We start from the raw sequence: 25,375 nt of genomic DNA on the forward strand, positions 1-25,375 counted from the left end.
CCCACACGCCGGCGAGGGCGCCGGGGGGGAACAAGAGTGCGCGGCGGAACATAGCTGGGATCAGTCCTTGGAGCGACGGTTGCGGCGCCCGCCGCGGCGGGCGCCGGGCAGGGTACGGCCGAGGACGACGGTGCGCTTCGGCTCCGGTTCGCCCTTCTTGCCGATCGCGCGGCGCACGCCGTAGCCGAACGCCGCCACCTTGACCAGCGGGCCGCCGAAGGCGGAGGACACGGTCGAGGAGAGCGCGGAGGCGTTGGCGGTGACCTCTTGGACGTCGGCGGCGATGGCATCGACGCGGGCCAGCTGGGTGTGCGCGGAGCGGACCGTTGCGGAGGCGTCGGCGAGGAGCGGCACGGCCTTCTCGGACACCTCGGCCACCATCTTGGTGGTCGCCTTGAGCGTCTGTGCGAGCCTCACCAGCACGAGGGCGAGGAACGACACAAGGATCGCCCAGAAGACGGCCACGAGGATCCCGGCCACCTCTCCACCGGACACGTTGGCACCACTCTCCGACTGGTTTGGTCTGGTTCTCGTCCTGCTCGAACGGCAACCTTGACCTTATCGCGCCGTGACTGTCCGTCCGTACCCCGTTCCCGGTCACACGGGGCGGCCGCCGGGGGAATCCCGCGGCGTGATTGTACGGTCCGCATCCTGCCGAGTACGCTCCGTGTGCCATGCGACGCTTCACGCGCCCCGGTCCCCTCTCCCGCCCTTCCCCCGAGCGTCCGCCGGGCAGGCCGGGGAACCTTCCCGCGGAACTCAACCGCTTCATCGGCCGCGACGACGAACTGGCCACGCTGGCGCGGCAGCTGGAATCGGCCCGGCTGGTGACGCTCACCGGGCTCGGCGGCATCGGGAAGTCACGCCTTGCCCGCCATGGCTCAGCGATCTTGCAGGATCGCTTCTGCGATGGGGTGTGGCTGGTCGAACTCGCGTCCCTGCGCGAACCGCACCTCCTGGACCACGCCGTCGCCGAGGCGCTGGCGCCGGCCGACCGCGGCGGCCGCCCGGTGCGCGCCGCGCTCTGTGACCACCTCGCCGACCGTGAACTGCTGCTCGTGCTGGACGGCTATGAGCACCTGGTCGACGCCTGTGCCGAGCTGACCGCGGAGCTGCTGCGCCGCGCCCCCGGGCTGCGGGTGCTGGCCGCCGGACGACGCCCGCTCGGGCTTCCCGGCGAGCAGAACCTGGCGCTGGCACCGTTGAACACCGCAGATGCGACCGCCCTGTTCGCCGACCGCGCGGCGGCGGTGCTCGGCGCCTTCACCGTCGGGGAGACGAACGAGGCCGCGGTGACCGAGCTCTGCGAGCGGCTCGACGGGATTCCGCTCGCGCTGGAGCTGGCCGCCGGGCGGCTGCGCGCGCTCTCCGTCGGCCAGGTGCTCCAGCGGCTCGACGACCGCTTCCGGCTGCTGACCGGCACCGGCCGCGGTTGCCTGCCGCGCCACCAGACACTGCGTACCGCGATCGGCTGGAGCCATGAGCTGTGTACGCCCGGGGAGCGGCTGCTGTGGGCGCGGCTGTCGGTCTTCGCCGGGCAGTTCGACCTGGAGGCGGTGGAGTACGTCTGCTCAGGACCGGAGCTGCCGGCCGGGGAACTCCTCGATGTCGTCGCGGAGTTGGTCGCCCAGTCGGTGCTGGTGCGGGAGGAGACCGCGGCCGGGGTGCGCTACCGGATGCTGGACACCGTACGGGCCTACGGCGCGGACTGGCTGGCGGCGACGCACGACGGTGACCGGCTGCGGCGCCGGCACCGCGACTGGTATCTGGGGCTGGCCACCTGGTGCGAACTGGACTGGTTCAGCTCCCGGCAGGCCGAGATCGCGGCCCGGATCGAGGCCGAGCTGCCCAATCTGCGGGTGGCGCTGGAGCAGAGCCTGGAGTGCCCCGCCGAGACCCATCTGGGCCAGTATCTGGCGGGCACCCTGTGGTTCTACTGGGTGGGCTGCGGCCGGCTCTCCGAGGGCCGGCACTGGCTGGACCGGGCCCTGGAGCTGGAGAGCGACCACGACGACGCACGGCTGAAGGCGCTGTGGGTGACCGGCTATGTCGCGGTGCTCCAGGGGGACACCATCGGCGCGCTGGGGGCACTGCAGGAGTGCCGGGACGAGGCCGAGCGGACCGGCAACGCCACCGCGGCCGCGTACGCGCTGCACCGCACCGGCTGTCTGGCGCTGGTCTGCGACGACATGCCGCGCGCCGAGGAGCTGCTGCGCGGGGCGCTGCGGCGCTACCGGGAGATCGGCGAGCTCAACGGCACCGTGCTGCTGGCGCAGGTCGAGCTGGCGATGGCGGTGGCCTTCCGGGGCGAGCCGGCGGACGCGGTGCGGCTGTGCGAGGACGTCGTGGAGGTGTGCGCGGACCACGGGGAGCGCTGGACGCGGGCGTACGCCCAGTTCGTGCTGGGGTACGCGGCCTGGTCACGGGGCGACGGCGAGCGGGCCCGGGCCCTGCTGGAGGAGTCGCTGGCCGTCCATCACACCTTCCACGACCTGCTGGGCGTGGTGCTGGCGCTCGAACTGCTGGCGATGGTGACGCTCGGCGAGGGGGACGCGGAGGCGGCGGCCGTACTCCAGGGTGCCGCGGGGCGGATCTGGCCGTCGGTGGGGCTGCCGCTGTTCGGCTCGCGCCACTTCCGCCGGCCGCATGTGCTGTGCGAGGAACAGGCGCGGCAGCGGCTGGGGGCCGAGCGCTACGAGCGTGCCCGGCGCAGGGGCGAGCGCCTCGGCCTGGACGCGGCGGTGGCCCGGGGGCTGCGCACCGAGGGTCCGGCGCCGGCCCGGCCCCGGACGGTGCGCATCGCGCCGCCGGGCACGAACGAGCCCGCCGCCTCCCCCTCCGCGAGCGGCGGGGAGACGGCGGGCTGAGCGTGGTGCTGCGCCTGCGGTGGTGCTTAGCGGGCGTAGTACTCGACGACGAGCTGCTCGTCGCAGATCACCGGGATCTCCTTGCGGTTCGGGTCCCGGTCGAGGCGGAACGCCAGAGCCTGGAGGTTGACCTCGAGGTAGCGCGGGGTCTCGCCGTCGGGGGCGTAGCCACCCTCACGCGCGACCTGGAAAGGGTGCTTCTCGCGGCTGCGCTCGCGGACCATCACGACGTCGCCGGGGCGGACGCGGAAGGACGGCTTGTCGACCTTGCGGTCGTTCACCGAGATGTGGCCGTGGACGACCATCTGGCGAGCCTGGTAGATCGTGCGGGCGATGCCCGAACGCAGGACGAGCGCGTCCAGACGGCGCTCAAGCTCGATGATCAGCGCTTCGCCGGTCTTGCCTTCGACCTTCCGAGCGCGGTCGTAGGCACGCGCCATCTGGCGCTCGCTGATGTCGTACTGCGCGCGCAGGCGCTGCTTCTCGAGCAGACGGACCTTGTAGTCACTGGTCTGCTTGCGGCCACGGCCGTGCTCGCCGGGCGGGTAGGGACGGGCCTCGAAGTACTTGACGGCCTTCGGCGTCAGCGCGATGCCGAGCGCGCGGGACTTCTTGACCTTGGGACGCGACTGGTTCACGTGGAACGGACCTCCGTGTAAGTTAGGTGAGGCTTACCTTAGCGCGAGGAGAACGCATGTTTCGACCTGGGATCCCCCTGCCCAGTGCACACCGCACCGAGGCGGGTCAGCCGCGTCCCGTGGAAGACGCCCAGCAGCCCACAGCCGCCGAGCGCATACGAACCCTCGTCGAAGCCAATGGTATGGCGTCTCTGAGCATCCCCGGTGTCGAGGACCCCGACGAGACCGGACTCTCGGCACCGGTCTGCCGGACCGTGACACCCGACGGAGACGTGCTGTTGCTGGTTTCCGGGGACTCTGCGGCGGCTCGGGCGGCGGCACACGCACAGGACGACGACCTCACAGCCGTGATGGAGATCACGGATGTCGCGCCCGTTTCGGTGCCCCATCGCATCCGCGGACGGGCCTGGGTGGCCGGCTGGCTCACCCCCGTCCGCAATGAGCAGCGGGCCGAGGCGGCGCTGCTGCTCGCGGAGCGGCACCCGGTGGGCGAGCTGCTCGGCATCGGCGAGGCGCTCCAGCCGGACCCCGCACCGGGCCTGTACGGGCGGACCGCCTGGATGATGCTGCGCATGGAGGTCGGCGAGGGCGCGGTGGACGATCTGTGGGGCGCCGAGTCCGTGGAACCGGACGACTTCGCCGACGCCGCCGCCGACCCCTTCGTCGCCCACGAGGCGGAGCTGCTCCAGCATCTGCACGCCGCGCACAGCGAGCAGGTACGCGGGCTGTGCGCCCTGCTCGGCGACCGCAGGGACATCTGCGGACTGCGCGGCCGGGCCGTGCCGGTGGGCCTGGACCGCTTCGGGCTGCGGGTCCGCTTCACCGACGCCGAGCAGCACACCTTCGACGCGCGGTTCGACTTTCCCGAGCCCGTGCGGGACGTGGCGGAGCTGCGGCGGGCGATGCATCTGCTCTTCGAGGCGGCGGCCGAGTAGGCACCGGGCACCACCCCGCGGAGGGCTACTCGGCGGCGTTCTCACCGGAGTCGGCGCGCAGGCGCGTCCGCACCCGCTCGACGACATCGGCGTAGCGCGCCTCCGCACCATGGCGGGTGGGCTCGTAATAGCGCTTGCCGTGCACCTCGTCCGGCGCGTACTGCTGGGCGGCGATACCGCCCGGCAGGTCGTGCGGATACTGATAGCCCTGGCCGTGGCCGAGCTTCTGAGCGCCCTTGTAGTGGCTGTCACGCAGATGCGGCGGCACCGCTCCCGCCTGACCGGCCCGGACGTCCGCCAGGGCGGCGTCGATGGCCATATAGGCGGCGTTCGACTTCGGCGCCAGGGCGAGCGCGATGGTGGCCTGGCTCAGCGTGATCCGCGCCTCCGGGAAGCCGATCATCGCCACGGCCTGGGCGGCGGCGACCGCGGTCGGCAGGGCCGTGGGATCGGCCAGGCCGATGTCCTCGCTCGCCGAGATCATCAGCCGGCGGGCGATGAACCGCGGGTCCTCCCCCGCCTCGATCATGCGCGCCAGGTAATGCAGCGCGGCGTCGACGTCCGAGCCGCGGATGGACTTGATCAGCGCGCTGGCGACGTCGTAGTGCTGGTCACCGTCCCGGTCGTACTTCACCGCCGCGCGGTCGACGGACTCCTCCAGGGTCTGGAGGGTGATCTCCTTCTCGCCCTTGGCCAGCGCGGAACCGGCACCGGCCTCCAGGGCCGTCAGCGCACGCCGGGCATCGCCGCCGGCGATCCGCAGCAGATGCCCCTCGGTGTCCTCGGGCAGGGTCACCGCGCCCGCCAGCCCGCGCGCATCGGTCAGCGCACGCCGCAGCAGCCCGCGCAGATCGTCGTCCGTGAGGGGTTCGAGGGTCAGCAGCAGCGACCGGGAGAGCAGCGGCGAGATCACCGAGAAATACGGGTTCTCCGTCGTCGCGGCGATCAGGGTGACCCAGCGGTTCTCCACGGCGGGCAGCAGGGAGTCCTGCTGGGCCTTGCTGAAGCGGTGGATCTCGTCGAGGAAGAGGACGGTCTCCTTGCCGTAGCCGCCCGAGGCCCGCCGTGCGCCGTCGATGACCGCGCGGACCTCCTTGACGCCCGCCGTGATCGCCGAGAGCTCCACGAAGCGCTTGTTCGTCGCCTGGCTGACGACATACGCGAGGGTCGTCTTGCCGATTCCGGGCGGCCCCCACAGGAACACCGAGGACGGCCCGGCGGGCCCCCCGCCGCCCTCGCCGACGAGCCGGCGCAGCGGCGAGCCCGGCTTGAGCAGATGCTGCTGGCCCACGACTTCGTCGAGGGTGCGCGGGCGCATCCGGACGGCGAGCGGGGACCCCGCGGGGTCCTTCTCCTGGCGGTCTTCGGCAGCGGCGGTGAACAGGTCGGGCTCCACGATCACGAGCCTAAGCCACCCCACTGACAACGCCCCGGCCGCCGTCATGGACGGGGCCGGGGCGCGGATGACGCGGCGGGCGGGACCTCAGATCAGGGTGCTCCAGTACGACCACCACTTGGTGAGGATCAGCAGCGCGATCACGCCGTACCAGAGCACCGGCACGACCCAGTGGAACTCCAGCACGGTCCGGCGCAGCCCCGCGGGGGCCGGGATGATGCCGTGCTTGATGTTGTGCACGGTGGTGTACCAGAACATCAGGATCGTGATCATCCAGGTCAGCGTGCACCACAGGCACAGCGAGTTGATCACGTACAGGGACTGGGACATCAGCCACATGCAGAAGACCGTGCCGAGCAGCGTGCCGATGTTCAGCCCGATCCAGTACCAGCGGCGGAAGCGCCCGCCGGCCAGCAGGGCCACGCCGATCGCGATCACCATGCCGAAGCAGACCAGGCCGGCGAGCGGGTTCGGGAAACCGAAGACCTCCGCCTGCTTGCTCTGCATGACGTTGCCGCAGGAGACGATCGGGTTGAGGCTGCAGGCGGGCTTGTAGTTCGGGTCCTTCAGCAGCTCGAACTTGTCCAGGGTGATGACCCAGGCCGCCAGCAGGCCCAGCGCGCCGGTGATCACCAGGAGCAGGGCGTATCCGCGACCCGAGCCGATGGTGCCCGGGCCGCTCGCGCGGTCGTCGTCGGTGGACACGTCGTCAAGCGCTGTCGTCGTCATATCGCCGTTCCGTCGATCCCTGGGAGTGGGGGTTGAGCGCGGGCCCGGTCGCGGCCACGCCGTTCATTCTGCCCCAACTCCACCATGCCCCACCGTGCGATGAGCATAAAGAAGAGCCGCCCGCACACAGCGTTCTCTCAGTATTCGCAGGGATCCCGCCCCCTCTGCCGCCCGCACGATGCCTGCCACTACCGGTCCGGCCGTGCCGGAAACCCTTCGCCGGGATGACGGCACCACAGCCGTTGACACCGGGCGCCCGGCGGGACGGAAGACCCGGCACGTACGAAGGGCCCGGCCGGCCGATCGCCGTCCGGGCCCCTCGGGGTCCGCCGTCCCGTGGCCTCAGCCCAGCGTGCGCCGGACCTCGTCGGCCACGGTGTCCAGCGCGACCGCGGTCTGCTCACCGCTCTCCAGGTCCTTGAGCTGGACGACGCCCTCGGCCAGGTCCCGCTCGCCGGCCACCAGCGCCAGCCGCGCGCCGGAGCGGTTGGCGGACTTCATGGCGTTCTTCAGGCCCTTGCCGCCGAACGCGAAGTCGGTGGCCACGCCGGACCGGCGCAGCTCGGTGACCACGCCGAACAGCACCCGGCGGGCCTCCTCGCCGAGCGGTACCGCGTAGACGGCCGTGGCGGCGGGGATGTCGAGCGTGACGCCCTCCGCCTCCAGCGCCAGCACCGTGCGGTCCACGCCCAGCGCCCAGCCGACGGACGGCAGCGCGGGGCCGCCGATCATCTCCGAGAGACCGTCGTAGCGGCCGCCGCCGCCCACCGCGGACTGCGAGCCGAGGCCGTCGTGGACGAACTCGAAGGTGGTGCGGGTGTAGTAGTCCAGGCCGCGGACCAGCTTCTCGTCGTCCTCGAAGGCCACGCCCGCCGCGGTCAGCAGCTCACGCACCTGCTCGTGGTACGCCTTGCAGGCCTCGCAGAGGTAGTCGCGGAGCTTGGGCGCCCCGTCGAGCTGCTTCTGCACCGCCTCGCGCTTGTCGTCCAGGACGCGCAGCGGGTTGATGTCGACCCGGCGCCGGGTGTCCTCGTCCAGGTCGAGGCCACGGAGGAAGTCCTGGAGCGCGGCCCGGTAGACAGGGCGGCACTCCTTGTCGCCCAGGGAGTTGAGCAGGATGCGGAAGTTCCGCAGCCCCAGCGCGCGGTAGGCCTGGTCGGCCAGGATGATCAACTCGGCGTCCAGCGCCGGGTCTTCGGCACCGATGGCCTCGGCACCGACCTGGGAGAAGTGGCGGTAACGGCCCTTCTGGGGACGCTCGTAGCGGTAGTACGAGCCGGAGTACCAGAGCTTGACCGGGAGGTTGCCCGCCTTGTGGAGGTTGGCCTCCAGTGCGGCACGCAGCACGGACGCGGTGCCCTCGGGGCGCAGCGCGAGCTGGTCGCCGCCCTTGGTCTCGAAGGCGTACATCTCCTTGGTCACGATGTCGGTGGACTCACCGACACCGCGCGCGAACAGCTCGACATTCTCGAAACCGGGCGTCTCGATGTAGCCGTACCCGGAGTTCTTCAGCGGCGCGGCGATCGCCTCGCGCACCGCGAGATAGGTGGCGGACTGCGGCGGGATCAGGTCGTACGTGCCCTTGGGGGCCTTGAAGGTGCTCACGGAAGGTCTCGTCACATTCCTCGTCGTGGAGCGGCGCTGAAGCCGTCTCCGAGGCCGGCGGCCACCTCCCGCAGGAAGGGGTTGGTGGCGCGCTCGCGGCCGATGGTGGTCTGGGGGCCGTGGCCGGACAGGACGACGGTCGAGTCCTCCAGCGGCAGGCACACACGCGCCAGCGACTGGAGGATCTCGGCGTGGTCGCCGCCCGGCAGGTCGGTGCGTCCGATGGAGCCGGCGAAGAGCAGGTCGCCGGAGAAGAAGACCGGCGGAATGTCGGCCTGCTCGGGCATCCTGAACGTCACCGACCCCTTGGTATGGCCCGGGGCGTGCGCGACGGAGAACTCCATCCCGGCGAGTTCCAGGGCGGCACCGTCGCTCAGCTCCTTGACGTCGTCCGGCTCCCCCACGGTGAGTTCGCCCATGAGCTGCTGACCGATGGAGATGCCCAGGGCCTTCTCCGGGTCGCTCATCATGAAGCGGTCCTCGGGGTGGATCCAGGCCGGGACGTCGTGCGCGCCGCACACCGGGACCACGGAGGCGACATGGTCGATGTGGCCATGGGTGAGAACGACCGCGACGGGCTTGAGCCGATGCTTTGCGACCGCGTCCTCGACACCTTGGGCCGCCTGGTGGCCCGGGTCGATGATGACGCACTCCTCGCCGGCGGCGGGGGCGACCAAGTAGCAATTGGTGCCCCAGGCCCCGGCGGGGAACCCGGCAATCAGCACGTTCGTCCTTAAAGGTCGGTGGTGGGGCTCGGTCCACGGGACCGCTCCCGGAACATCTCGGCAGCTCCAGAGCCTACCGGCGGGACTCCCGGCAGAGCGAACCCGTATACGGTACGGCCACGGCGACGACAGCGATCGGTGATCGGACGAAGGAGACGACCGGTGGTCAGCAGAGATCAGCGGCGGCGGCAGCTCGCCAGGGAGAAGTACGAGCGCCAGCAGCAGCGGCGGTCCGCGGCAGAGCGCAAGACCAAACGCCGCAATGTGGTCATCGCGTCCGCCCTGGCCGTCACCCTGGCCGCCGGTGTCACCGCTTACGCCACCACCGGACTGGCGGGTTCCGGCCAGGACGCCGACCGGGCTGCTCCCCCGTCCCCCTCCAAGGCGCCGGACCCGTGCGGCAAGCCCGCCAAGGGCACCCCGTCCACCAAGACCTGGAAGAAGGAGCCGGCGATGTCCGTGGACACCTCGGCCTCCTACTCCGCGAAGCTGGCGACGACCTGCGGCACGATCGAGCTGAAGCTGGACGCCGGCAAGGCGCCGCACACCGTCAACTCCTTCGCCTTCCTGGCCGGTCAGGGCTACTTCGACCACAGCAAGTGCCATCGCCTGGTCGACCAGGGCATCTACGTCCTCCAGTGCGGCGACCCGAAGGGCACCGGCCAGGGCACGCCCGGCTACACCATCCCGGACGAGAACCTCAAGGACCCCCGGCTCAAGGGCGGCGTCTATCCGGCGGGCACGGTCGCGATGGCCAACCGCTACGACGGGCGGAGCGACAAGACCCGGGACTCCGGCGGCAGCCAGTTCTTCCTCGTCTACCAGGACAGCAAGCTGCCCCCCAACTACACACCGTTCGGCACCGTCACCGGCGGTATGGACGTGCTGCGGAAGATCGCCAAGGCTGGTTCGGCACCCGACCCGCAGACCGGCAACACCGCGCCGAACGCCACCGTCGTGATCGACCGGGCAACCGTCAAAAAGTCCTGACCTGCCGGGCGACCTGGGGCGGTGCGGCGGTCCCCGTCACGCGAACCGCGGAATTTCGGTCGTGCTGGATGCGGACAGCCGACCGCCGGTCGCCTAGATTGGCGTTGGGTAGGGTGCCTGCTCCGACGGCTGCCACCCTCACCCGCGATTCAGCCCGTCGGACCGGTCAGGGCGCGGCTCTGCCGGACAGAAACTGTGGACGATGCCGGGGGGCCGCGCGCCCCCGTCGGCATCATGTGGAGGAGGCGCTGTGAGCAGCGACCCATGGGGCCGCGTCGACGAGACGGGGACCGTGTACGTGCGTACCGCCGATGGCGAGCAGGTCGTCGGATCGTGGCAGGCGGGCACTCCCGAGGAGGCCCTCGCCTACTTCGAGCGCAAGTATGAGGGCCTGGTCGTCGAGATCGGCCTCCTCGAGCGCCGGGTCAAGACCACCGACCTGTCGGCGAAGGACGCCACGACCGCGATCGAGCATCTGCGCACCCAGGTCGACGAACACCACGCGGTGGGCGACCTGGACGCGCTGAAGAAGCGGCTCGACAAGCTCGTCGAGGCCGTCGAATCGCGCCGCGAGGAGCGCAAGGCACAGAAGGCACGGCAGAGCCACGAGGCCCGGGAGGCCAAGGAGAAGCTGGTCGCCGAGGCCGAGGAGCTGGCCGCCAGTGAGCAGTGGCGGGCGGCCGGTGAACGGCTGCGCGCGCTGGTCGACACCTGGAAGGGCCTGCCGCGGCTCGACCGCAAGGCGGACGACGAGCTCTGGCACCGCTTCTCGCACGCCCGCTCGGCGTTCTCCAAGCGGCGCAAGGCGCACTTCGCGTCGCTGGACGCGCAGCGCGAGGAGTCCCGTAAGGCGAAGGAGAAGCTGGTCGCCGAGGCCGAGGCGCTGTCGAACTCGACGGACTGGGGGGCCACCGCGGCCCGCTACCGCGAGCTGATGGCGGACTGGAAGGCGGCCGGCCGCGCGCAGCGCGAGCACGAGGACGATCTGTGGAACCGCTTCCGCGGCGCCCAGGACATCTTCTTCCAGGCGCGCGGTGAGGTCTTCGCGGAGCGCGATGCCGAGCAGCGGGAGAATCTGACCCGCAAGGAGGAGCTGGCCGTCGAGGCCGAGAAGCTGCTGCCCGTCTCGGACCTCAAGGGCGCGCGGGCCGCGTTCCGCTCGATCAACGAGCGGTGGGAGGCCATCGGCCATGTGCCGCGGGACGCCCGCCCGAAGATCGAGGGCCGGATGCACGCCGTCGAGCGGGCCATCCAGGAGGCCGAGGAGAGCGAGTGGCGCCGGACGAACCCTGAGGCGCGGGCCCGCGCCGCGGGGCTGACCGGCCAGCTCCAGGACGCGGTCGACAAGCTGGAGAAGCAGATCGACACGGCGCGGGCGGCGGGCAACGACGCCAAGGCCGACAAGCTCGGCCGGGAGCTGGAGGGCCGCAAGGCGCTGCTGGACCAGGCGCTCAAGGGCCTGGAGGAGTTCGGCGGTTAGCACGGAACAGGGGGGGGGGGGGGGGGGGGGGGGGGGGGGGGGGGGGGGGGGGGGGGGGGGGGGGGTGGGGAGTTGTTGGAGGGGGGAAGAGGGGAAGAGGGGGGAGGAGGAAAGGGGGGGCGCGGACCGCACACGAAGGTCTTGGGGGTGTGTGGGGGGAAGAAAAGGAAGGTTTTTCGCCCTCCATGGGGTCCCCCCCCCGCCCCCCACCGCTGTGTCACGCCGTTACGGCCTTCTGGCCGACGTCACCCGGTACACGTCATAGACGCCCTCCACGCTCCGTACGGCCTTCAGGACGTGCCCCAGGTGCTTGGGGTCGCCCATCTCGAAGGTGAAGCGGGAGGTGGCGACGCGGTCGCGGGAGGTCTGGACGGCGGCCGACAGGATGTTGACGTGCTGGTCGGACAGGATCCGGGTGACGTCCGACAGCAGGCGGGAGCGGTCCAGCGCCTCGACCTGGATGGCGACCAGGAAGACCGAGGACTGGGTGGGCGCCCACTCGACGTCGAGTATCCGCTCCGGCTGCCGGGACAGCGAGTCGACGTTGACGCAGTCGGCACGGTGCACCGAGACGCCGTTGCCGCGGGTGACGAAGCCGATGATGGGGTCGCCCGGCACCGGCGTACAGCAGCGGGCCAGCTTGACCCACACATCGTCGACGCCCTTGACGACCACTCCGGGGTCGGCGCTGGAACGGCGCTTGGAACGCGGCCGGATCGGGGTCGACTCGGCGATGTCCTCGGTGGCCTCGTCCTGGCCGCCGAGCGCCTGCACCAGCTTCTGGACGACGCTCTGCGCGGCGACATGGCCCTCGCCGATGGCCGCGTAGAGCGAGGAGATGTCGGGGTAGCGCATCTCGTGCGCGAGGGTGACCAGGGAGTCGCCGGTCAGGATCCGCTGGATCGGCAGGTTCTGCTTGCGCATGGCGCGCGCGATGGAGTCCTTGCCCTGCTCGATGGCCTCGTCGCGGCGCTCCTTGGAGAACCAGCCGCGGATCTTGTTGCGGGCCCGCGGGGACTTGACGAAGCCGAGCCAGTCGCGGGACGGTCCGGCGCCCGCCGCCTTGGAGGTGAAGACCTCCACCAAGTCGCCGTTGTCCAGGGTCGATTCGAGGGGGACCAGCCGCCCGTTGACCCGTGCGCCTATCGTGCGGTGACCGACCTCGGTGTGCACCGCGTACGCGAAGTCGACGGGGGTGGCACCGGCCGGCAGCGCTATGACATCGCCCTTGGGCGTGAAGACGAACACCTCGTTGCGGGACAGGTCGAAGCGCAGCGACTCCAGGAACTCGCCGGGGTCCTCGGTCTCCTTCTGCCAGTCGAGCAACTGCCGCAGCCAGGCCATGTCGTTGACGGTGTCCTGGCCCTTGCCGGCGTTCTTCGGTACGTCCGTACGGATCTTGGAGGCGCCGGCGACCGCTTCCTGCTTGTACTTCCAGTGCGCGGCGATGCCGTACTCGGCGCGGCGGTGCATGTCGAACGTGCGGATCTGGAGCTCAACGGGCTTGCCGCTGGGGCCGATCACGGTCGTGTGCAGCGACTGGTACATGTTGAACTTCGGCATCGCGATGTAGTCCTTGAACCGGCCGGGGACCGGGTTCCATCGCGCGTGGATGGTGCCGAGGGCGGCGTAGCAGTCGCGGACGGTGTCGACGAGGACGCGGATGCCCACCAGGTCGTAGATCTCGGCGAAGTCGCGGCCGCGGACGATCATCTTCTGGTAGACGCTGTAGTAGTGCTTCGGCCGCCCCGTGACGGTGGCCTTGATGCGCGCGGACCGCAGATCGGCCTGGACCTCGTCGGTCACTATGGCCAGATACTCGTCCCGCTTGGGCGCCCGCTCGGCGACCAGCCGCACGATCTCGTCGTACATCTTGGGGTAGAGGATCGCGAAGGCGAGGTCCTCCAGCTCCCACTTGATGGTGTTCATGCCCAGGCGGTGGGCGAGCGGAGCGTAGATCTCCAGCGTCTCGCGGGCCTTCTTCTCCTGCTTCTCCCGCTTGAGGTACCGCATGGTGCGCATGTTGTGCAGCCGGTCGGCGAGCTTGATGACCAGGACGCGCGGGTCCTTGGCCATCGCGACGACCATCTTGCGCACGGTCTCGGCCTGCGCGGCCTCGCCGAACTTGACCTTGTCCAGCTTGGTGACGCCGTCGACCAGCAGCGCGACCTGGTCGCCGAAGTCGCGGCGCAGGGTGTCCAGGCCGTACTCGGTGTCCTCGACGGTGTCGTGCAGCAGGCCCGCCATCAGCGTGGCCGGGTCCATGCCCAGCTCGGCGAGGATCGTCGTCACCGCGAGCGGGTGGGTGATGTACGGGTCGCCGCTCTTGCGCTTCTGACCGCGGTGCCAGCGCTCGGCGACCTGGTAGGCCCGCTCGACCTGGCGCAGCGTCGCGGTCTCGATCTTGGGGTCATTGCCGCGGACGGCCCGCAGCAGCGGCTCCAGCACCGGGTTGTACGGGCTGGAGCGCTGGACGCCCAGCCGGGCCAGCCGGGCCCGTACCCGGTTCGGGGAGCCGGAGCGGCCGGCGGGGGCGGGCGGCAGCGGCTTGGTGGCGGCGGGCTGGTCGGCCTTGGCGGGCGGCTTGGGCCCCCGGGACGGCGCGGAGCCCGGCTGGGACGAGGAGGCGGCGGGCCCCGGCTTGGGCGCCGTACGGGACCGCTCGGCGGGCGCCGGCGACGCGGAGGTCGGGCCGGCCGGCGGCCGGGGCGTGGCGTCGGGCGCACCCTGCCGCTCGGGCTGGGGCGCGTCCGAGGAAGCCACGTCCGTGGGCTTCGGCTCGTCCGGGCGCGCGGCGTCGGATCCCGTCGGACGCAGTCCGGGGGAGAGCGGCTGGGCCTCGTCTGGCAAGAGCACTCCTCAGGCGGTTCCGGACCCCAGGACCTCTAACGGGTCGGGGTGCCATGGTATCGACCCCGGGGCCGCGACTCCCCCGCGGCCATGGGTCCGTACATGACACAGCAGCGGGGGCACCCGGATTCTTCCGGATGCCCCCGCTACGGAGCTGCTGTGCGCGACCGGGTCAGACGGTGATCAGGGCGTCCAGCCCCGCATGACAAGAAGAACACAGCAATAGGGCATCCGGAATACCTCCCGGATGCCCTACGGCTCACAATATTCGAGATATTCTGCGTGCCCTTCGATTTTCCGAAGGTGCACCCCAGGCCACGATCAGCGGATTACCGACAGGCTCAGTGGCTCCAGTCCACGAGCGCGAAGCCCTTGACCCTGATTGCCGGCTTGGCCGCGATGTTGTCCCAGGGGATGTTCTTGACGTGGCCGCTCGTGCCACACCCCGCGCCGTACCACCTCGCCTTGCCGTCGGCAGCGAAACCCCTTACCTGAACGCACGGCCTTCCCTTGTCGGCGTGCCAGCTGTAGCCGATCTTGGCTCCGTGGTTCCCGATACGGTTGCAGCCCGACTTCGAGGGAGGACTCCACCGTCCCGCCACGCCCCCGGCCTTACCGCCACACTCCGTGATGGCCACAGCAGCCGACTGTGCGCGCTGCGCCTTGCCGGCCGGAGCCGCATTCACCGGCGTAGCAGCGAGAGCGACGGCCGCAAGGGACGCAATGGATACTGCCCCCGTAGCAATTTTGCGCGAAATCGCCATAACAAACCTCCATGGTGCATCGCCTCGGTCAAAGGCGATGACCAAGATCCAAACACAATTCCCACGCCGCTCACACACATTCGAGCCAAGTTCGCCCCACGCCCTTTCGGGCGATTTTCCCGATATATCAGTAGGGTGGCGCCGCCAGTAAGGCTTCATCATGGGAACCACCGCACCAAGGGGCATTCAAATTTGTGACCCACATGCGTCGAAGCGGTCCCCTGGAATTTCCTGGGGACCGCTTCGACGCAGTGCTTTTCGGTTCAGACCGTGATCAGAGCCTCCAACGGAGCGCCCTTCAGGCCCGGCTCCAGCCGCTGCCGCCCGGCCAGGAAGCCGAGCTCCAGCAGCACGGCCAGGCCCGCGACCTCGGCACCCGCACGGCGGATGAGCTGAAGCGAGGCGTCGGCGGTCCCTCCGGTGGCCAGGACGTCATCGATCACCAGCACCCGGTCGCCCGGGGCCAGCGCATCGCTGTGGATCTCGATCTCGGCCGTGCCGTACTCCAGCTCGTAGGCCTGCCCGAGCGTCGTGCCGGGCAGCTTGCCCGCCTTGCGGACGGGGACGAAGCCGACGCCGGCCCGGACCGCGACCGGAGCGGCGAGTATGAACCCGCGCGCCTCCAGGCCCACGATCTTGTCCACGCGGTGCCGTCCGCACAGCTCGGCGAACGCCTCGGTCAGCGCGCCGAAGGCGGCCGGATCGGCCAGCAGCGGGGTGATGTCCTTGAACATCACACCCGGCTGCGGGTAGTCCGGGATATCCGTGATCCGGCTGAGCAGCAGCTCCCGCAGTTCCGCCGGGGCGCTCACCGGCGCTTGCCCGACGGGCGACCGCGTCCGCGGTTACGGGAGGCGGGCTGCTGGCGCGGTCCGACGACCGCGGCACCGTCCTCGGCATCGGCCGGGGCAGGGGCCGAGTCCTCGGCGTCCTCCTGGCTCGCCTCCTTGGCCGCCGCCGCGGCGCGCTTCGCCTTCACCCGCTTGGCCAGCGCCTTCATCTGCGGCTCGCGGCCCTTCAGATCGGCGACCAGCGGGGTCGCGATGAAGATCGACGAGTAGGCACCGGCGGCGAGACCGACGAACAGGGCCAGCGAGATGTCGTTGAGCATGCCCGCGCCCAGCACACCGCCACCGACGAACAGCAGGCCCGCGACCGGGAGCAGCGCGACGACCGTGGTGTTGATGGACCGCACCAGAGTGCTGTTGATCGAGCGGTTGGCGATCTCGCCGTACGTGAAGCGGTTCTGCTTGGTGAGGTCCTTGGAGGCTTCCTTGAGGCTGTCGAAGACGACGACCGTGTCGTACAGGGAGTAACCGAGGATGGTCAGCAGACCGATGACCGTGCCGGGCGTGACCTCGAAGCCGACCAGGGCGTAGACGCCGACGGTGATCGTGAGGTCATGGATCAGCGCGATCAGGGCGGCGAGCGCCATCCGCCACTCGAAGGCGATCGCCAGATAGAGCACCACGAGAACCATGAAGATCCCCAGGCCCAGCCAGGCCTTGTTGGCGATCTCCTCACCCCAGCTCGGGCCGACCAACTGGGTGTTGACGTCCTTGACCGGGATGTTCAGGTCCTTGGCGAGCTCTTCCTGGACCGGCACCGCCTGCTTGGTGTCCAGACCGCTGATCTGGATGCGCAGGGCGCCGCCGCCGAGCTTCTGCACCACGGCCTGGTGGCCGCCCGAGGCCGACTCGGCCTGGTGCTGGGCCGTCGAGGCGGACACGGAGGTCTTCGGGGTGGTGAAGACCGCACCGCCGGAGAACTCGATGCCCATGTTCAGGCCGCGCACCGCCAGGCCGACGATGGCCGTGATGGTGATGAGGATCGAGATGCCGTACCAGATCTTCCGCTTGCCGATGAAGTCGTAGCCGACCTCGCCGCGGTAGAGCCGGGCGCCGATGTTTCCGAGCTTGGACATCTCACGCCTCCTTCGTCTGGGTGGGGGCGCCGCCGCGACGACGGCGCAGCGGCGGCTTGGCGCCCAGGCGCTTGGGATCGAGGCCGGACCAGGAGTGACCGTCGGCGAAGAACTTCCGCCGGGCCAGCATCGTCATCAGCGGCTTGGTGAAGTAGAAGACCACGATGACGTCGAGGACGGTGGTCAGGCCGAGCGTGAACGCGAAGCCCTTCACCTTGCCGACGGTGACGATGAACAGCACCGCGGCGGCCAGGAACGACACGAAGTCGGAGACCAGGATCGTACGGCGGGCCCGCGGCCAGCCGCGCTCGACGGCCGGGCGCAGGGTGCGGCCCTCGCGGATCTCGTCCCGGATGCGTTCGAAGTAGACGATGAACGAGTCGGCGGTGATACCGATGGCCACGATGGCGCCGCAGACCGCCGGGAGGTTCAGCGCGAACCCGATGGTCGGGCCGAGCAAGGTCATGATCGTGTACGTCAGGATCGCCGAGACCAGGAGGCTCGCCAGCGCGACCAGCGCCAGTCCCCGGTAGTAGGCGACGAGGTAGACCACGACCAGTGCGAGGCCGATGGCACCGGCGATCAGACCGGCGTGCAGCTGCTCGCCACCGAGCGCCGCGGTGACCGTGGTCTCGTCGTCGATCTTGAAGGAGAGCGGCAGGGAACCGTAGGACAGCATGTTGCCGAGGTCCTCGGCGGACTGCTGGGTGAAGCCACCGGAGATCGTGGCGTTGCCGCCATTGATCGCGCTGCTGACCGACGGAGCGGAGACCACCGCACCGTCCAGCACGATCCCGAACTGGTTCTGCGGCGGCGCCTTGGTGGCGAGCTTGCCGGTGACGTCCGCGAACTTCTTGCCGCCCTCGGAGGTGAAGTCCATCTGGACGATCCAGCCCTGGCCACCCTGGCTGTCGAAGACGGCCTTGGCATCGCTGACGTCCGTGCCCTCGACGCCGATCGGGCCGAGCGCGTACTTCTGCGTGCCGTCGTCCTTGCACGCCACGATCGGGTCGGACGGCTTGGAGTTCGCGGCCTTCTCACCGGCGGTGGCGCGGCTCTGCTTGGAGGAACAGTCCAGCGCGTTGAGCTGCTTCTGGAGGGCCGGCGGGATGTCCGCGCCGGGCGTCGGCGGCACCGCGGGGGCGGAGGGCTTGGCCGGGCCGGAGGGGGTGGGCTTGGCGGACGGCGCCTTCTTCAGCGCGTCCGTCACCGCCCGGCCCTGCGTGGTCGGCTTGTCGCCCGGCGACTGCGAGGCCTGCTGCTGAGTACCCGGCTGGTCCTTGGCCGGGTCGCCCGCGGCCTTGTCGCCCTTGGCCTTGTCGTTCGCGCCCTTCTTGGAGGGGCTGGGCTTGGGCTCGGGGGTCTTGGTGCCCGCCGTGGTGGTGAGCACCGGCCGGAAGCCGAGCTGGGCGGTGGTGCCGACCTGCTGGCGGGCCTGCTTCGCGTCCGTCCCCTTGGGGATGTTCACGATGATGTGGTTGTCGCCCTGTGTCTGGACCTCGGCCTCGGACACACCGAGACCGTTGACCCGTCGCTCCATGATGCCGGCGGCGGTCTTCATGTTGGTCTCGTTGATCGCGTTGGGCTTGCCCGGCTGGTTCTGGGCCGCCAGCGTGAAGCTGGTGCCGCCTGCCAGGTCGATGCCCAGGCGGGGCGTCAGGGTGCCGGAGTAGAACATGCCTCCGACCAGCCCCACGATCGCGACGAGGACCAGGACCAGGGCACGGCCCGGATGCCCCTGGCTCGCGGGCGCCCTGCGGCCCTTCTTGGGTGCTGCCACCTTCTCGTATCTCCCTGTCCAACCCCTCGGCCCGGGATGCCGGCCGAGGGGCCACGAAGTCTTGTGGGGACGTGCCCCCGCCGGAGCCTAGACCGTCCCGGAACCGCGGTGCACGACACACCACGCGTGCTCCGCGGTTCCGTGGGGGTGGACTACTTCGCGTCGTCGCCGGACTTCTTGTCGTCCTTCGCGGCGTCGGCGTCCGCCTTGACGGTGTCCTTGACCTCGTCGGCGGGCTTGGCGTCCTTGGCCTCGTCGGCGGCGGGCTTGTCCGCGGCGGGCTCGGCGTCGGCCGGGGCGGCGGTCTTGCCCAGGTCGATCTTGTCGGCCTTGTCCGCCTCGGCGGTGTCGCCGGTCAGCGAGGAGGCGTCGTCCGGAACGACCGGCTCGCCACCGTGGATCGGGTCGGCACCGTCCAGGATGCGGTTGTACTCCTCGTCCGCGAGCACGGCGCCGATGGCGTTCTTGGCGTAAATGGCGTGCACGCCGGGGGCGACCTCCAGGAGGACGGTGTCCTCGTGGACTTCCTTGACGGTGGCGTACATGCCGCCGATCGTCCGGATGCCGGTGCCGGCCTGCATTTCGTTGCGCATCTGCGCGGCCGCCTGCTGCTTCTTCTTGGCAGACCGAGTCATCAGGAACATGGCCCCGATGAGGACGATGAAGGGGAGGAGAGTCACGATATTCACGGGACGGAAATTCCTTCGCACGACCGCTGATGCGCGATCTCATATACGGGGGTGGGTATGCCGCCCATACGAACGGCATCGGCGGAGTCTAGGCGAGTCCCCACCAGTGGAACAACGCACAGCATCCCACCGCAGTTCCTGACCGGGCGAGTCCCCGCGCCGTCACGCCCCGAACAAGCCCTGCTGCCCGCCGGCGCCCGCCTGCTGCTGCGGCGGGACGAGCCCCAGATGCTCCCAGGCCGCCGGGGTAGCGATCCGGCCCCTGGGGGTCCTGGCCAGCAGTCCTTCCCGTACGAGGAACGGCTCGGCGACCTCCTCGACGGTCTCCCGCTCCTCCCCCACCGCGACCGCGAGGGTGGACAGGCCCACCGGGCCGCCGCCGAACAGCTTGAGCAGGGCCGTGAGCACCGCGCGGTCGAGGCGGTCCAGGCCGCGGGCGTCGACCTCGTAGACCCCGAGGGCCTGGGAGGCGATCTCGCGGGTGATCACGCCGTCGGCCTTCACCTGGGCGTAGTCGCGGACCCGGCGCAGCAGACGGTTGGCGATACGGGGCGTGCCGCGGGAACGGCCGGCGATCTCGGCGGCGCCCTCGGGTTCTATGTCGACGTCGAGCAGACCGGCGGAGCGGTGGATGACCCGCTGCAGCTCGGCGGGGGCGTAGAACTCCATATGGGCGGTGAAGCCGAAGCGGTCGCGCAGCGGGGGCGGCAGCAGACCGGCCCTGGTCGTGGCCCCGACCAGGGTGAACGGGGGGAGTTCGAGCGGGATGGCGGTGGCGCCGGGGCCCTTGCCGACGATCACGTCGACGCGGAAGTCCTCCATCGCCATGTAGAGCATTTCCTCGGCGGGCCGGGACATCCGGTGGATCTCGTCGAGGAAGAGGACCTCGCCCTCCTGGAGGGAGGAGAGGATCGCGGCGAGATCACCGGCGTGCTGGATGGCGGGGCCGGAGGTGATGCGGATCGGGGCGCCCATCTCGGCGGCGATGATCATCGAGAGGGTCGTCTTGCCGAGGCCCGGCGCCCCGGACAGCAGGACGTGATCGGCGGTGGCACCACGGGCGCGGGCGGCGCGCAGCACCAGGTCGAGCTGTTCGCGCACCCGCTCCTGGCCGACGAATTCCTCCAGGTCCTTGGGCCGCAGCGCGGCCTCGACGGCGGTGTCCTCACCGTCCGCGTCGGCCCCGACCAGCCGGTCGGGCGCGCCCGTGGCGGGGTCCTCGGTGGTGGGCGGTGCGGTGTCGTCCCAGTTCACTGCGGTGTGCCTCGCGGGGTCGGGGCGGCCGGGCCGCCTGCGTGGTCGAACGGTCGGGGGCGCGGGGCCCGGATGGCGGCGGTCATCGGGCGCGGTTCAGGGTCTGGAGGGCCGCCTTGAGCAGCTGCGGCACCTGGGGCGCTCCGCCGTCGGCGACGGCCGCCTCGGCCTGCGGGGCGACCGCGGCGACCGCTTCGTCCGCCTCACGGGTGGCATAGCCGAGGCCGATCAGGGCGGCGTGCAGCTGATCGCGCCAGCCGGGTGTGACGGCGCTGCCGACGCCCGCGCGGCCGGCGCCCACCGGCTCCCCCAGCCGGTCCTTGAGCTCCAGGAGCAGCTTCTGCGCGCCCTTCTTGCCGATGCCGGGCACGGCGGTGAGCGCCTTCTCGTCACCGGTGGCGACGGCCAGTCGCAGCGCGTCCGGGGAGTGCACCGCGAGCATCGCCTGGGCGAGCCGCGGGCCGACACCGCTGGCGGTCTGGAGCAGCTCGAAGGTCTGCCGCTCGTCGTCGTCGGCGAAACCGTAGAGGGTGAGCGAGTCCTCGCGGACGACGAGGGAGGTGGCGAGCTTGGCCTGCTGTCCGATGCGCAGGCCGGAGAGGGTGTCCGGGGTGCACTGGACAGCCATGCCGATACCGCCGACCTCGACGACGGCGGAGTCCGGTGCGAGGGCCGCGACCGGGCCGGAGACGAAGGCGATCATCGGGTGCCCTTCTGGGGTGTCGCCCGGCGGACGCCGGGAGCGCGGACGGGGGCGGCGCGGCGGGCCGCGGCATGCGCCTGCTGGAGGCGGTTGACCGCGGGGGCGCGCCAGATGTGACAGATGGCGAGGGCGAGGGCATCGGCGGCGTCGGCCGGCTTCGGTGGCGAGTCGAGCCGCAGCAGACGGGTCACCATCGCCCCGACCTGCGCCTTGTCGGCCCGTCCTGAGCCCGTGACGGCGGCCTTGACCTCGCTGGGGGTGTGCAGCGCGACCGGCAGCCCACGGCGGGCCGCACACAGCATGGCGACCGCGCTGGCCTGGGCGGTGCCCATGACCGTACGGACGTTGTGCTGGCTGAAGACCCGCTCCACGGCGACGAATTCGGGACGGTGCTCATCGATCCAGGCGTCTATCCCGCGCTCGATCTCGACCAGGCGCCGGGCGATGTCCAGATCCGCCGGTGTGCGGACGACGCCGACGCCGACCATCGTCAGCGGACGCCCCGCGACACCGTCGACCACCCCGACCCCGCAGCGTGTCAGCCCGGGGTCCACCCCCAGCACCTTCATCGGTCCCCGCCCCTCGCCTGTCGGTCAGCTGTGCCTGCCTCGGAAGCGCATGCCCCCTGATCAGCACAGTAGTGGCTGCCACTGACAAACCGACGGGCCGACGGGGTGTGTCCCCGTCGGCCCGTCAGACGACCGAGCATGCGGCGCCGGTCAGGCGTCGACCTTGGCCATGACATCGTCCGAGACGTCGAAGTTGGCGAAGACGTTCTGCACGTCGTCGCTGTCCTCCAGCGCGTCGATCAGCTTGAAGATCTTGCGCGCGCCCTCTTCCTCCAGCTCGACCTGCATGGTCGGGACGAAGTTGGCGTCGGCCGAGTCGTAGTCGATGCCGGACTCCTGGAGGGCCGTGCGGACCGCGACCAGGTCGGTGGCCTCGCTGAGCACCTCGAAGGACTCCCCGAGGTCGTTGACCTCTTCGGCGCCCGCGTCCAGGACCGCGCCCAGGACGTCGTCCTCGGACAGTTCGCCCTTGGGGACGATCACCACGCCCTTGCGGTTGAACAGGTACGACACCGAACCCGGGTCAGCCATCGAACCGCCGTTGCGGGTCATGGCGACGCGGACGTCCGAGGCGGCGCGGTTGCGGTTGTCGGTGAGGCACTCGATGAGCACCGCGACACCGTTGGGGCCGTACCCCTCGTACATGATGGTCTCGTAGTCGGCGCCGCCGGCTTCGAGGCCCGCACCGCGCTTGACCGCGGAGTCGATGTTCTTGTTGGGCACCGAGCTCTTCTTGGCCTTCTGGATGGCGTCGAAGAGCGTGGGGTTACCGTCCGGGTCGGCACCACCGGTACGGGCCGCGACCTCGATGTTCTTGATCAGCTTCGCGAAGAGCTTGCCGCGCTTGGCATCGATCACGGCCTTCTTGTGCTTCGTCGTAGCCCATTTAGAGTGGCCGGACATCCGCCTGTCTCCTTCGCGTAACCAACGTCTGAAACGAACGCCTCAGATCCTACCGGGGCCAGGTCACACGGTGTCACTCCCGCCCGTCACCCGGCCACGACGCTGATCAAGCGCCGTGGCCCGCCCCTGGGATCAGTCCCGGGCCCGCCGCACCATGTCCACGAACAGGGCGTGGACCCGGTGGTCGCCGGTGAGCTCCGGGTGGAAAGACGTGGCGAGGACGTTACCCTGCCGCACAGCCACGGTGTGCCCGTCGTACGTCGCCAGGACCTCGACCGCGCCACCGACCGACTCGACCCAGGGCGCCCGGATGAAGACGCCCTCGACCGGTCCGCCGGGAATCCCGGCGACGTCGATGGCTGCCTCGAACGACTCGTTCTGCCGCCCGAAGGCGTTACGGCGCACGATCATGTCGACGCCGCCGAACGTCTCCTGGTCGTCCCGGGCGTCCAGGAGCTTGTCGGCGACCATGATCATGCCGGCGCAGGTGCCGTAGACCGGCTTGCCCGCGCGCACGAAGGCGCGCAGCGGCTCCAGCATGCCGAAGACGATCGCCAGCTTGGACATCGTGGTGGACTCGCCGCCCGGGATGACCAGGCCGTCGATCTCGTCCAGTTCCTCGGGACGGCGTACCGGCCTGGCCAGGGCGTCCGCCTCGGCGAGCACGGCGAGGTGCTCGCGGACGTCGCCCTGGAGGGCCAGCACACCGATGGTGGGGGTGCTCATCCGGTGTCCTACCAGCCGCGGTTGGCGTAGCGCTCGGCCTCGGGGAGGGTGTCGCAGTTGATGCCGACCATGGCCTCGCCCAGGTTGCGGGAGACGTCCGCGATCACCTTCGGGTCGTCGTAGAAGGTGGTGGCCTTCACGATCGCGGCGGCGCGCTTGGCGGGGTCACCGGACTTGAAGATGCCGGAGCCGACGAACACCCCCTCGGCACCGAGCTGGCGCATCAGCGCGGCGTCGGCCGGGGTGGCGACACCACCGGCGGAGAACAGCACGACCGGCAGCTTGCCGAGCTCGGCGACCTCCTTGACCAGCTCGTACGGGGCACGCAGCTCCTTGGCGGCGGCGAACAGCTCGTTGTTGTCGTAGCCGCGCAGCCGCGCGATCTCGCCCTTGATCTGGCGCATGTGGCGCACCGCCTCGACGACGTTGCCGGTACCGGCCTCGCCCTTCGAGCGGATCATGGCCGCGCCCTCGGTGATCCGGCGCAGCGCCTCGCCGAGGTTGGTGGCACCACACACGAAGGGGGTGGTGAAGGCCCACTTGTCGGAGTGGTTGACCTCGTCGGCCGGGGTGAGGACCTCGGACTCGTCGATGTAGTCGACGCCGAGCGACTGCAGGACCTGCGCCTCGACGAAGTGGCCGATCCGGGACTTGGCCATGACCGGGATGGAGACGGCGTTGATGATGCCGTCGATCATGTCGGGGTCCGACATCCGGGCCACGCCGCCGTCCTTGCGGATGTCGGCGGGGACCCGCTCCAGGGCCATGACGGCGACGGCGCCCGCGTCCTCGGCGATCTTCGCCTCTTCCGGCGTGACGACGTCCATGATCACGCCGCCCTTGAGCTGCTCGGCCATACCGCGCTTGACGCGCGCGGTTCCGGTCTCGGGGTGCTGGGACGTGGTGGGCGTGCTGGACACGGTTTGACCTCACTCAGTGCGGGTGGCTGACTGCTGGGCCCACACAACCGTTTGTGAGCGGACCGGGAAAAGGGCCAATTAGAGGTCAGTGGCTCGTCACCGCTGGGAGTCGCAGCCACCCGCTCCGCGCTCGCGGCCCGCGACGGCTCAGTTCCCGGCCGAGCGATCGTCCAGTACGGCCGGCGGCTCGTCATCCATCTCGAAGGCCAGCGGGAACGGCGCATGACCGGCCAGCCGAAAATACCGCACCACCCTGTGGCGGCGGACGGCGCGGGCGGCCCGTACGGCGTCGTTGTGAAAGCGACGGGCCATCGGGACCCGGCGCACCGCGGCGGTGAGCTCGGCGACCGTCTGCTCGCCACCGGGCGCCTCCCGTACGGCCTCCAGCTGCGCCTCCTCCGCGAAGATCGCCCGCAGCGCCTGGCTCAGCTCACTCTCCGCGACCTCACGATGATCCTCCTCGGCCTGCCGTGCCTCGTGCGCGGCCTGGTAGAGGACGATCGAGGCGGCGGGATCGAGGACCCCCGACGTACCCACCTCCTGCGCGACGGACGCCCGTCGCAGCAGCTGGGCGTCGAGCGCCGCCCTGGCCGCGTCAATACGGGCGTGCAGGCGGTCGAGGCGGCCGGCCGTCCAGCTGAGGTAGATGCCGATGAGGACGATCGCGACGGCGATCCAGATGAACGTGGTCACGGTCGGTTACGTTATCCCACGTTTTTGGCTTTCCCGCCGTGGTGGTTGCTCGCCGTTTGTTGCCCGCTTGCGCGGTGCACTCGCCGTTGCGCCTGCGGCGGACGGGTCCGCTGCGCGGGGCTGTCGGGTGCGGTGACGGGCCTCCGCGGGGGGGGGGGGGGGGGGGGGGGGGGGGGGGGGGGGGGGGAGACCCCCCCCCCCCCCCCCCCCCCCCCCCCCCCCCACGGGGAAAAAA

At 70.6% G+C, this 25,375-nt stretch carries 23 protein-coding genes; 4 read left to right on the forward strand and 19 right to left on the reverse strand.

Features of this window, described 5'->3' with window-relative positions:
* Positions 1-60 precede the first annotated feature (60 nt).
* Complete coding sequence (locus ACZ4XD_RS35140; RefSeq protein ID WP_181018639.1) at positions 61-495, reverse strand: DUF948 domain-containing protein; 435 nt, start codon at positions 493-495, stop codon at positions 61-63.
* 179 nt (positions 496-674) lie between these two features.
* Here ACZ4XD_RS35140 and ACZ4XD_RS35145 point away from each other — a divergent pair, with 179 nt between their 5' ends.
* Entirely contained in the window at positions 675-2,867 is a 2,193-nt protein-coding gene (locus ACZ4XD_RS35145) for an ATP-binding protein (RefSeq protein WP_468049184.1), read from the forward strand.
* 26 nt (positions 2,868-2,893) lie between these two features.
* Here ACZ4XD_RS35145 and rpsD read toward each other — a convergent pair whose 3' ends face one another.
* On the reverse strand, positions 2,894-3,505 hold the full coding sequence (gene rpsD, locus ACZ4XD_RS35150) for a 30S ribosomal protein S4 (protein ID WP_045867327.1): 612 nt from the start codon (positions 3,503-3,505) through the stop codon (positions 2,894-2,896).
* A 182-nt stretch (positions 3,506-3,687) separates the two neighbouring features.
* On the opposite strand from rpsD, the gene ACZ4XD_RS35155 reads away from it, so the two are divergent.
* Positions 3,688-4,440 carry a DUF2470 domain-containing protein gene (locus ACZ4XD_RS35155; RefSeq protein WP_468049188.1) on the forward strand — a complete coding sequence of 251 codons (753 nt, stop codon included), beginning with the start codon at positions 3,688-3,690 and terminating at the stop codon, positions 4,438-4,440.
* Between the two features lie 25 nt (positions 4,441-4,465).
* Here the strand turns inward: ACZ4XD_RS35155 and ACZ4XD_RS35160 are convergent, their stop codons facing one another.
* From ACZ4XD_RS35160 to ACZ4XD_RS35175, 4 genes are all read right to left on the reverse strand, one after another.
* Positions 4,466-5,836: a replication-associated recombination protein A gene (locus tag ACZ4XD_RS35160; RefSeq protein ID WP_468049192.1), complete on the reverse strand. Its 1,371-nt coding sequence runs from the start codon at positions 5,834-5,836 to the stop codon at positions 4,466-4,468.
* Between the two features lie 87 nt (positions 5,837-5,923).
* Positions 5,924-6,565 carry a vitamin K epoxide reductase family protein gene (locus ACZ4XD_RS35165; protein ID WP_468049197.1) on the reverse strand — a complete coding sequence of 214 codons (642 nt, stop codon included), beginning with the start codon at positions 6,563-6,565 and terminating at the stop codon, positions 5,924-5,926.
* A gap of 342 nt (positions 6,566-6,907) precedes the next feature.
* A complete protein-coding gene (hisS, locus tag ACZ4XD_RS35170; RefSeq protein WP_468049199.1) occupies positions 6,908-8,170 on the reverse strand; it encodes a histidine--tRNA ligase in 1,263 nt (420 codons plus the stop codon).
* Between the two features lie 11 nt (positions 8,171-8,181).
* Positions 8,182-8,895 carry an MBL fold metallo-hydrolase gene (locus ACZ4XD_RS35175; RefSeq protein WP_042156893.1) on the reverse strand — a complete coding sequence of 238 codons (714 nt, stop codon included), beginning with the start codon at positions 8,893-8,895 and terminating at the stop codon, positions 8,182-8,184.
* Between the two features lie 162 nt (positions 8,896-9,057).
* Here ACZ4XD_RS35175 and ACZ4XD_RS35180 point away from each other — a divergent pair, with 162 nt between their 5' ends.
* On the forward strand, positions 9,058-9,885 hold the full coding sequence (locus ACZ4XD_RS35180; RefSeq protein WP_468049203.1) for a peptidylprolyl isomerase: 828 nt from the start codon (positions 9,058-9,060) through the stop codon (positions 9,883-9,885).
* Between the two features lie 250 nt (positions 9,886-10,135).
* On the forward strand, positions 10,136-11,365 hold the full coding sequence (locus ACZ4XD_RS35185; RefSeq protein WP_468049205.1) for a DUF349 domain-containing protein: 1,230 nt from the start codon (positions 10,136-10,138) through the stop codon (positions 11,363-11,365).
* Between the two features lie 225 nt (positions 11,366-11,590).
* Here the strand turns inward: ACZ4XD_RS35185 and ACZ4XD_RS35190 are convergent, their stop codons facing one another.
* The 13 genes from ACZ4XD_RS35190 to ACZ4XD_RS35250 all read right to left on the reverse strand — a co-directional run bounded on the left by ACZ4XD_RS35190 (position 11,591) and on the right by ACZ4XD_RS35250 (position 25,140).
* Positions 11,591-14,215 carry a RelA/SpoT family protein gene (locus ACZ4XD_RS35190; protein ID WP_468049209.1) on the reverse strand — a complete coding sequence of 875 codons (2,625 nt, stop codon included), beginning with the start codon at positions 14,213-14,215 and terminating at the stop codon, positions 11,591-11,593.
* A 341-nt stretch (positions 14,216-14,556) separates the two neighbouring features.
* Positions 14,557-14,979: a hypothetical protein gene (locus ACZ4XD_RS35195; protein ID WP_468049213.1), complete on the reverse strand. Its 423-nt coding sequence runs from the start codon at positions 14,977-14,979 to the stop codon at positions 14,557-14,559.
* Between the two features lie 263 nt (positions 14,980-15,242).
* On the reverse strand, positions 15,243-15,791 hold the full coding sequence (locus ACZ4XD_RS35200; RefSeq protein WP_423668531.1) for an adenine phosphoribosyltransferase: 549 nt from the start codon (positions 15,789-15,791) through the stop codon (positions 15,243-15,245).
* Positions 15,788-16,903, reverse strand: coding sequence for a protein translocase subunit SecF (gene secF, locus ACZ4XD_RS35205; protein ID WP_468049215.1), 1,116 nt, complete (start codon positions 16,901-16,903; stop codon positions 15,788-15,790). Before secF ends, ACZ4XD_RS35200 begins: the two co-directional genes overlap by 4 nt.
* A 1-nt stretch (position 16,904) precedes the next feature.
* The gene (gene secD / locus ACZ4XD_RS35210; RefSeq protein ID WP_468049218.1) at positions 16,905-18,683 is read right to left on the reverse strand and encodes a protein translocase subunit SecD; all 1,779 of its coding nucleotides are present in this window, start codon (positions 18,681-18,683) and stop codon (positions 16,905-16,907) included.
* A 152-nt stretch (positions 18,684-18,835) separates the two neighbouring features.
* Positions 18,836-19,372: a preprotein translocase subunit YajC gene (gene yajC / locus ACZ4XD_RS35215; protein ID WP_468049220.1), complete on the reverse strand. Its 537-nt coding sequence runs from the start codon at positions 19,370-19,372 to the stop codon at positions 18,836-18,838.
* A gap of 162 nt (positions 19,373-19,534) precedes the next feature.
* Positions 19,535-20,626, reverse strand: coding sequence for a Holliday junction branch migration DNA helicase RuvB (gene ruvB / locus ACZ4XD_RS35220; RefSeq protein ID WP_042156909.1), 1,092 nt, complete (start codon positions 20,624-20,626; stop codon positions 19,535-19,537).
* Between the two features lie 82 nt (positions 20,627-20,708).
* Complete coding sequence (gene ruvA, locus ACZ4XD_RS35225; protein WP_468049226.1) at positions 20,709-21,329, reverse strand: Holliday junction branch migration protein RuvA; 621 nt, start codon at positions 21,327-21,329, stop codon at positions 20,709-20,711.
* A complete protein-coding gene (ruvC, locus tag ACZ4XD_RS35230) occupies positions 21,326-21,898 on the reverse strand; it encodes a crossover junction endodeoxyribonuclease RuvC (protein ID WP_468049229.1) in 573 nt (190 codons plus the stop codon). The genes ruvA and ruvC overlap by 4 nt, the downstream gene beginning before the upstream one ends.
* Before the next feature lie 150 nt (positions 21,899-22,048).
* Positions 22,049-22,801, reverse strand: coding sequence for a YebC/PmpR family DNA-binding transcriptional regulator (locus ACZ4XD_RS35235; protein ID WP_042156915.1), 753 nt, complete (start codon positions 22,799-22,801; stop codon positions 22,049-22,051).
* Positions 22,802-22,933: 132 nt separating this feature from the next.
* On the reverse strand, positions 22,934-23,527 hold the full coding sequence (gene pdxT / locus ACZ4XD_RS35240; protein ID WP_468049231.1) for a pyridoxal 5'-phosphate synthase glutaminase subunit PdxT: 594 nt from the start codon (positions 23,525-23,527) through the stop codon (positions 22,934-22,936).
* Between the two features lie 8 nt (positions 23,528-23,535).
* Complete coding sequence (gene pdxS, locus ACZ4XD_RS35245) at positions 23,536-24,447, reverse strand: pyridoxal 5'-phosphate synthase lyase subunit PdxS (RefSeq protein WP_423668547.1); 912 nt, start codon at positions 24,445-24,447, stop codon at positions 23,536-23,538.
* A 147-nt stretch (positions 24,448-24,594) separates the two neighbouring features.
* Entirely contained in the window at positions 24,595-25,140 is a 546-nt protein-coding gene (locus tag ACZ4XD_RS35250) for a LemA family protein (protein WP_042156923.1), read from the reverse strand.
* Between the last annotated feature and the right edge of the window lie 235 nt (positions 25,141-25,375).

It is taken from the genome of Streptomyces sp. NPDC029466 (assembly GCF_055574515.1).

Excerpts from the sequence above, each read along its gene's own strand:
- ACZ4XD_RS35145 (WP_468049184.1), top strand. The coding sequence starts at position 675 with ATGCGACGCTTCACGCGCCCCGGTCCCCTCTCCCGCCCTTCCCCCGAG.
- ACZ4XD_RS35155 (WP_468049188.1), top strand. The coding sequence starts at position 3,688 with ATGGCGTCTCTGAGCATCCCCGGTGTCGAGGACCCCGACGAGACCGGA.
- ACZ4XD_RS35165 (WP_468049197.1), bottom strand. The coding sequence starts at position 6,565 with ATGACGACGACAGCGCTTGACGACGTGTCCACCGACGACGACCGCGCG.
- ACZ4XD_RS35195 (WP_468049213.1), bottom strand. The coding sequence starts at position 14,979 with ATGGCGATTTCGCGCAAAATTGCTACGGGGGCAGTATCCATTGCGTCC.
- secF (WP_468049215.1), bottom strand. The coding sequence starts at position 16,903 with ATGTCCAAGCTCGGAAACATCGGCGCCCGGCTCTACCGCGGCGAGGTC.
- ruvA (WP_468049226.1), bottom strand. The coding sequence starts at position 21,329 with ATGATCGCCTTCGTCTCCGGCCCGGTCGCGGCCCTCGCACCGGACTCC.
- ruvC (WP_468049229.1), bottom strand. The coding sequence starts at position 21,898 with ATGAAGGTGCTGGGGGTGGACCCCGGGCTGACACGCTGCGGGGTCGGG.
- ACZ4XD_RS35235 (WP_042156915.1), bottom strand. The coding sequence starts at position 22,801 with ATGTCCGGCCACTCTAAATGGGCTACGACGAAGCACAAGAAGGCCGTG.
- pdxT (WP_468049231.1), bottom strand. The coding sequence starts at position 23,527 with ATGAGCACCCCCACCATCGGTGTGCTGGCCCTCCAGGGCGACGTCCGC.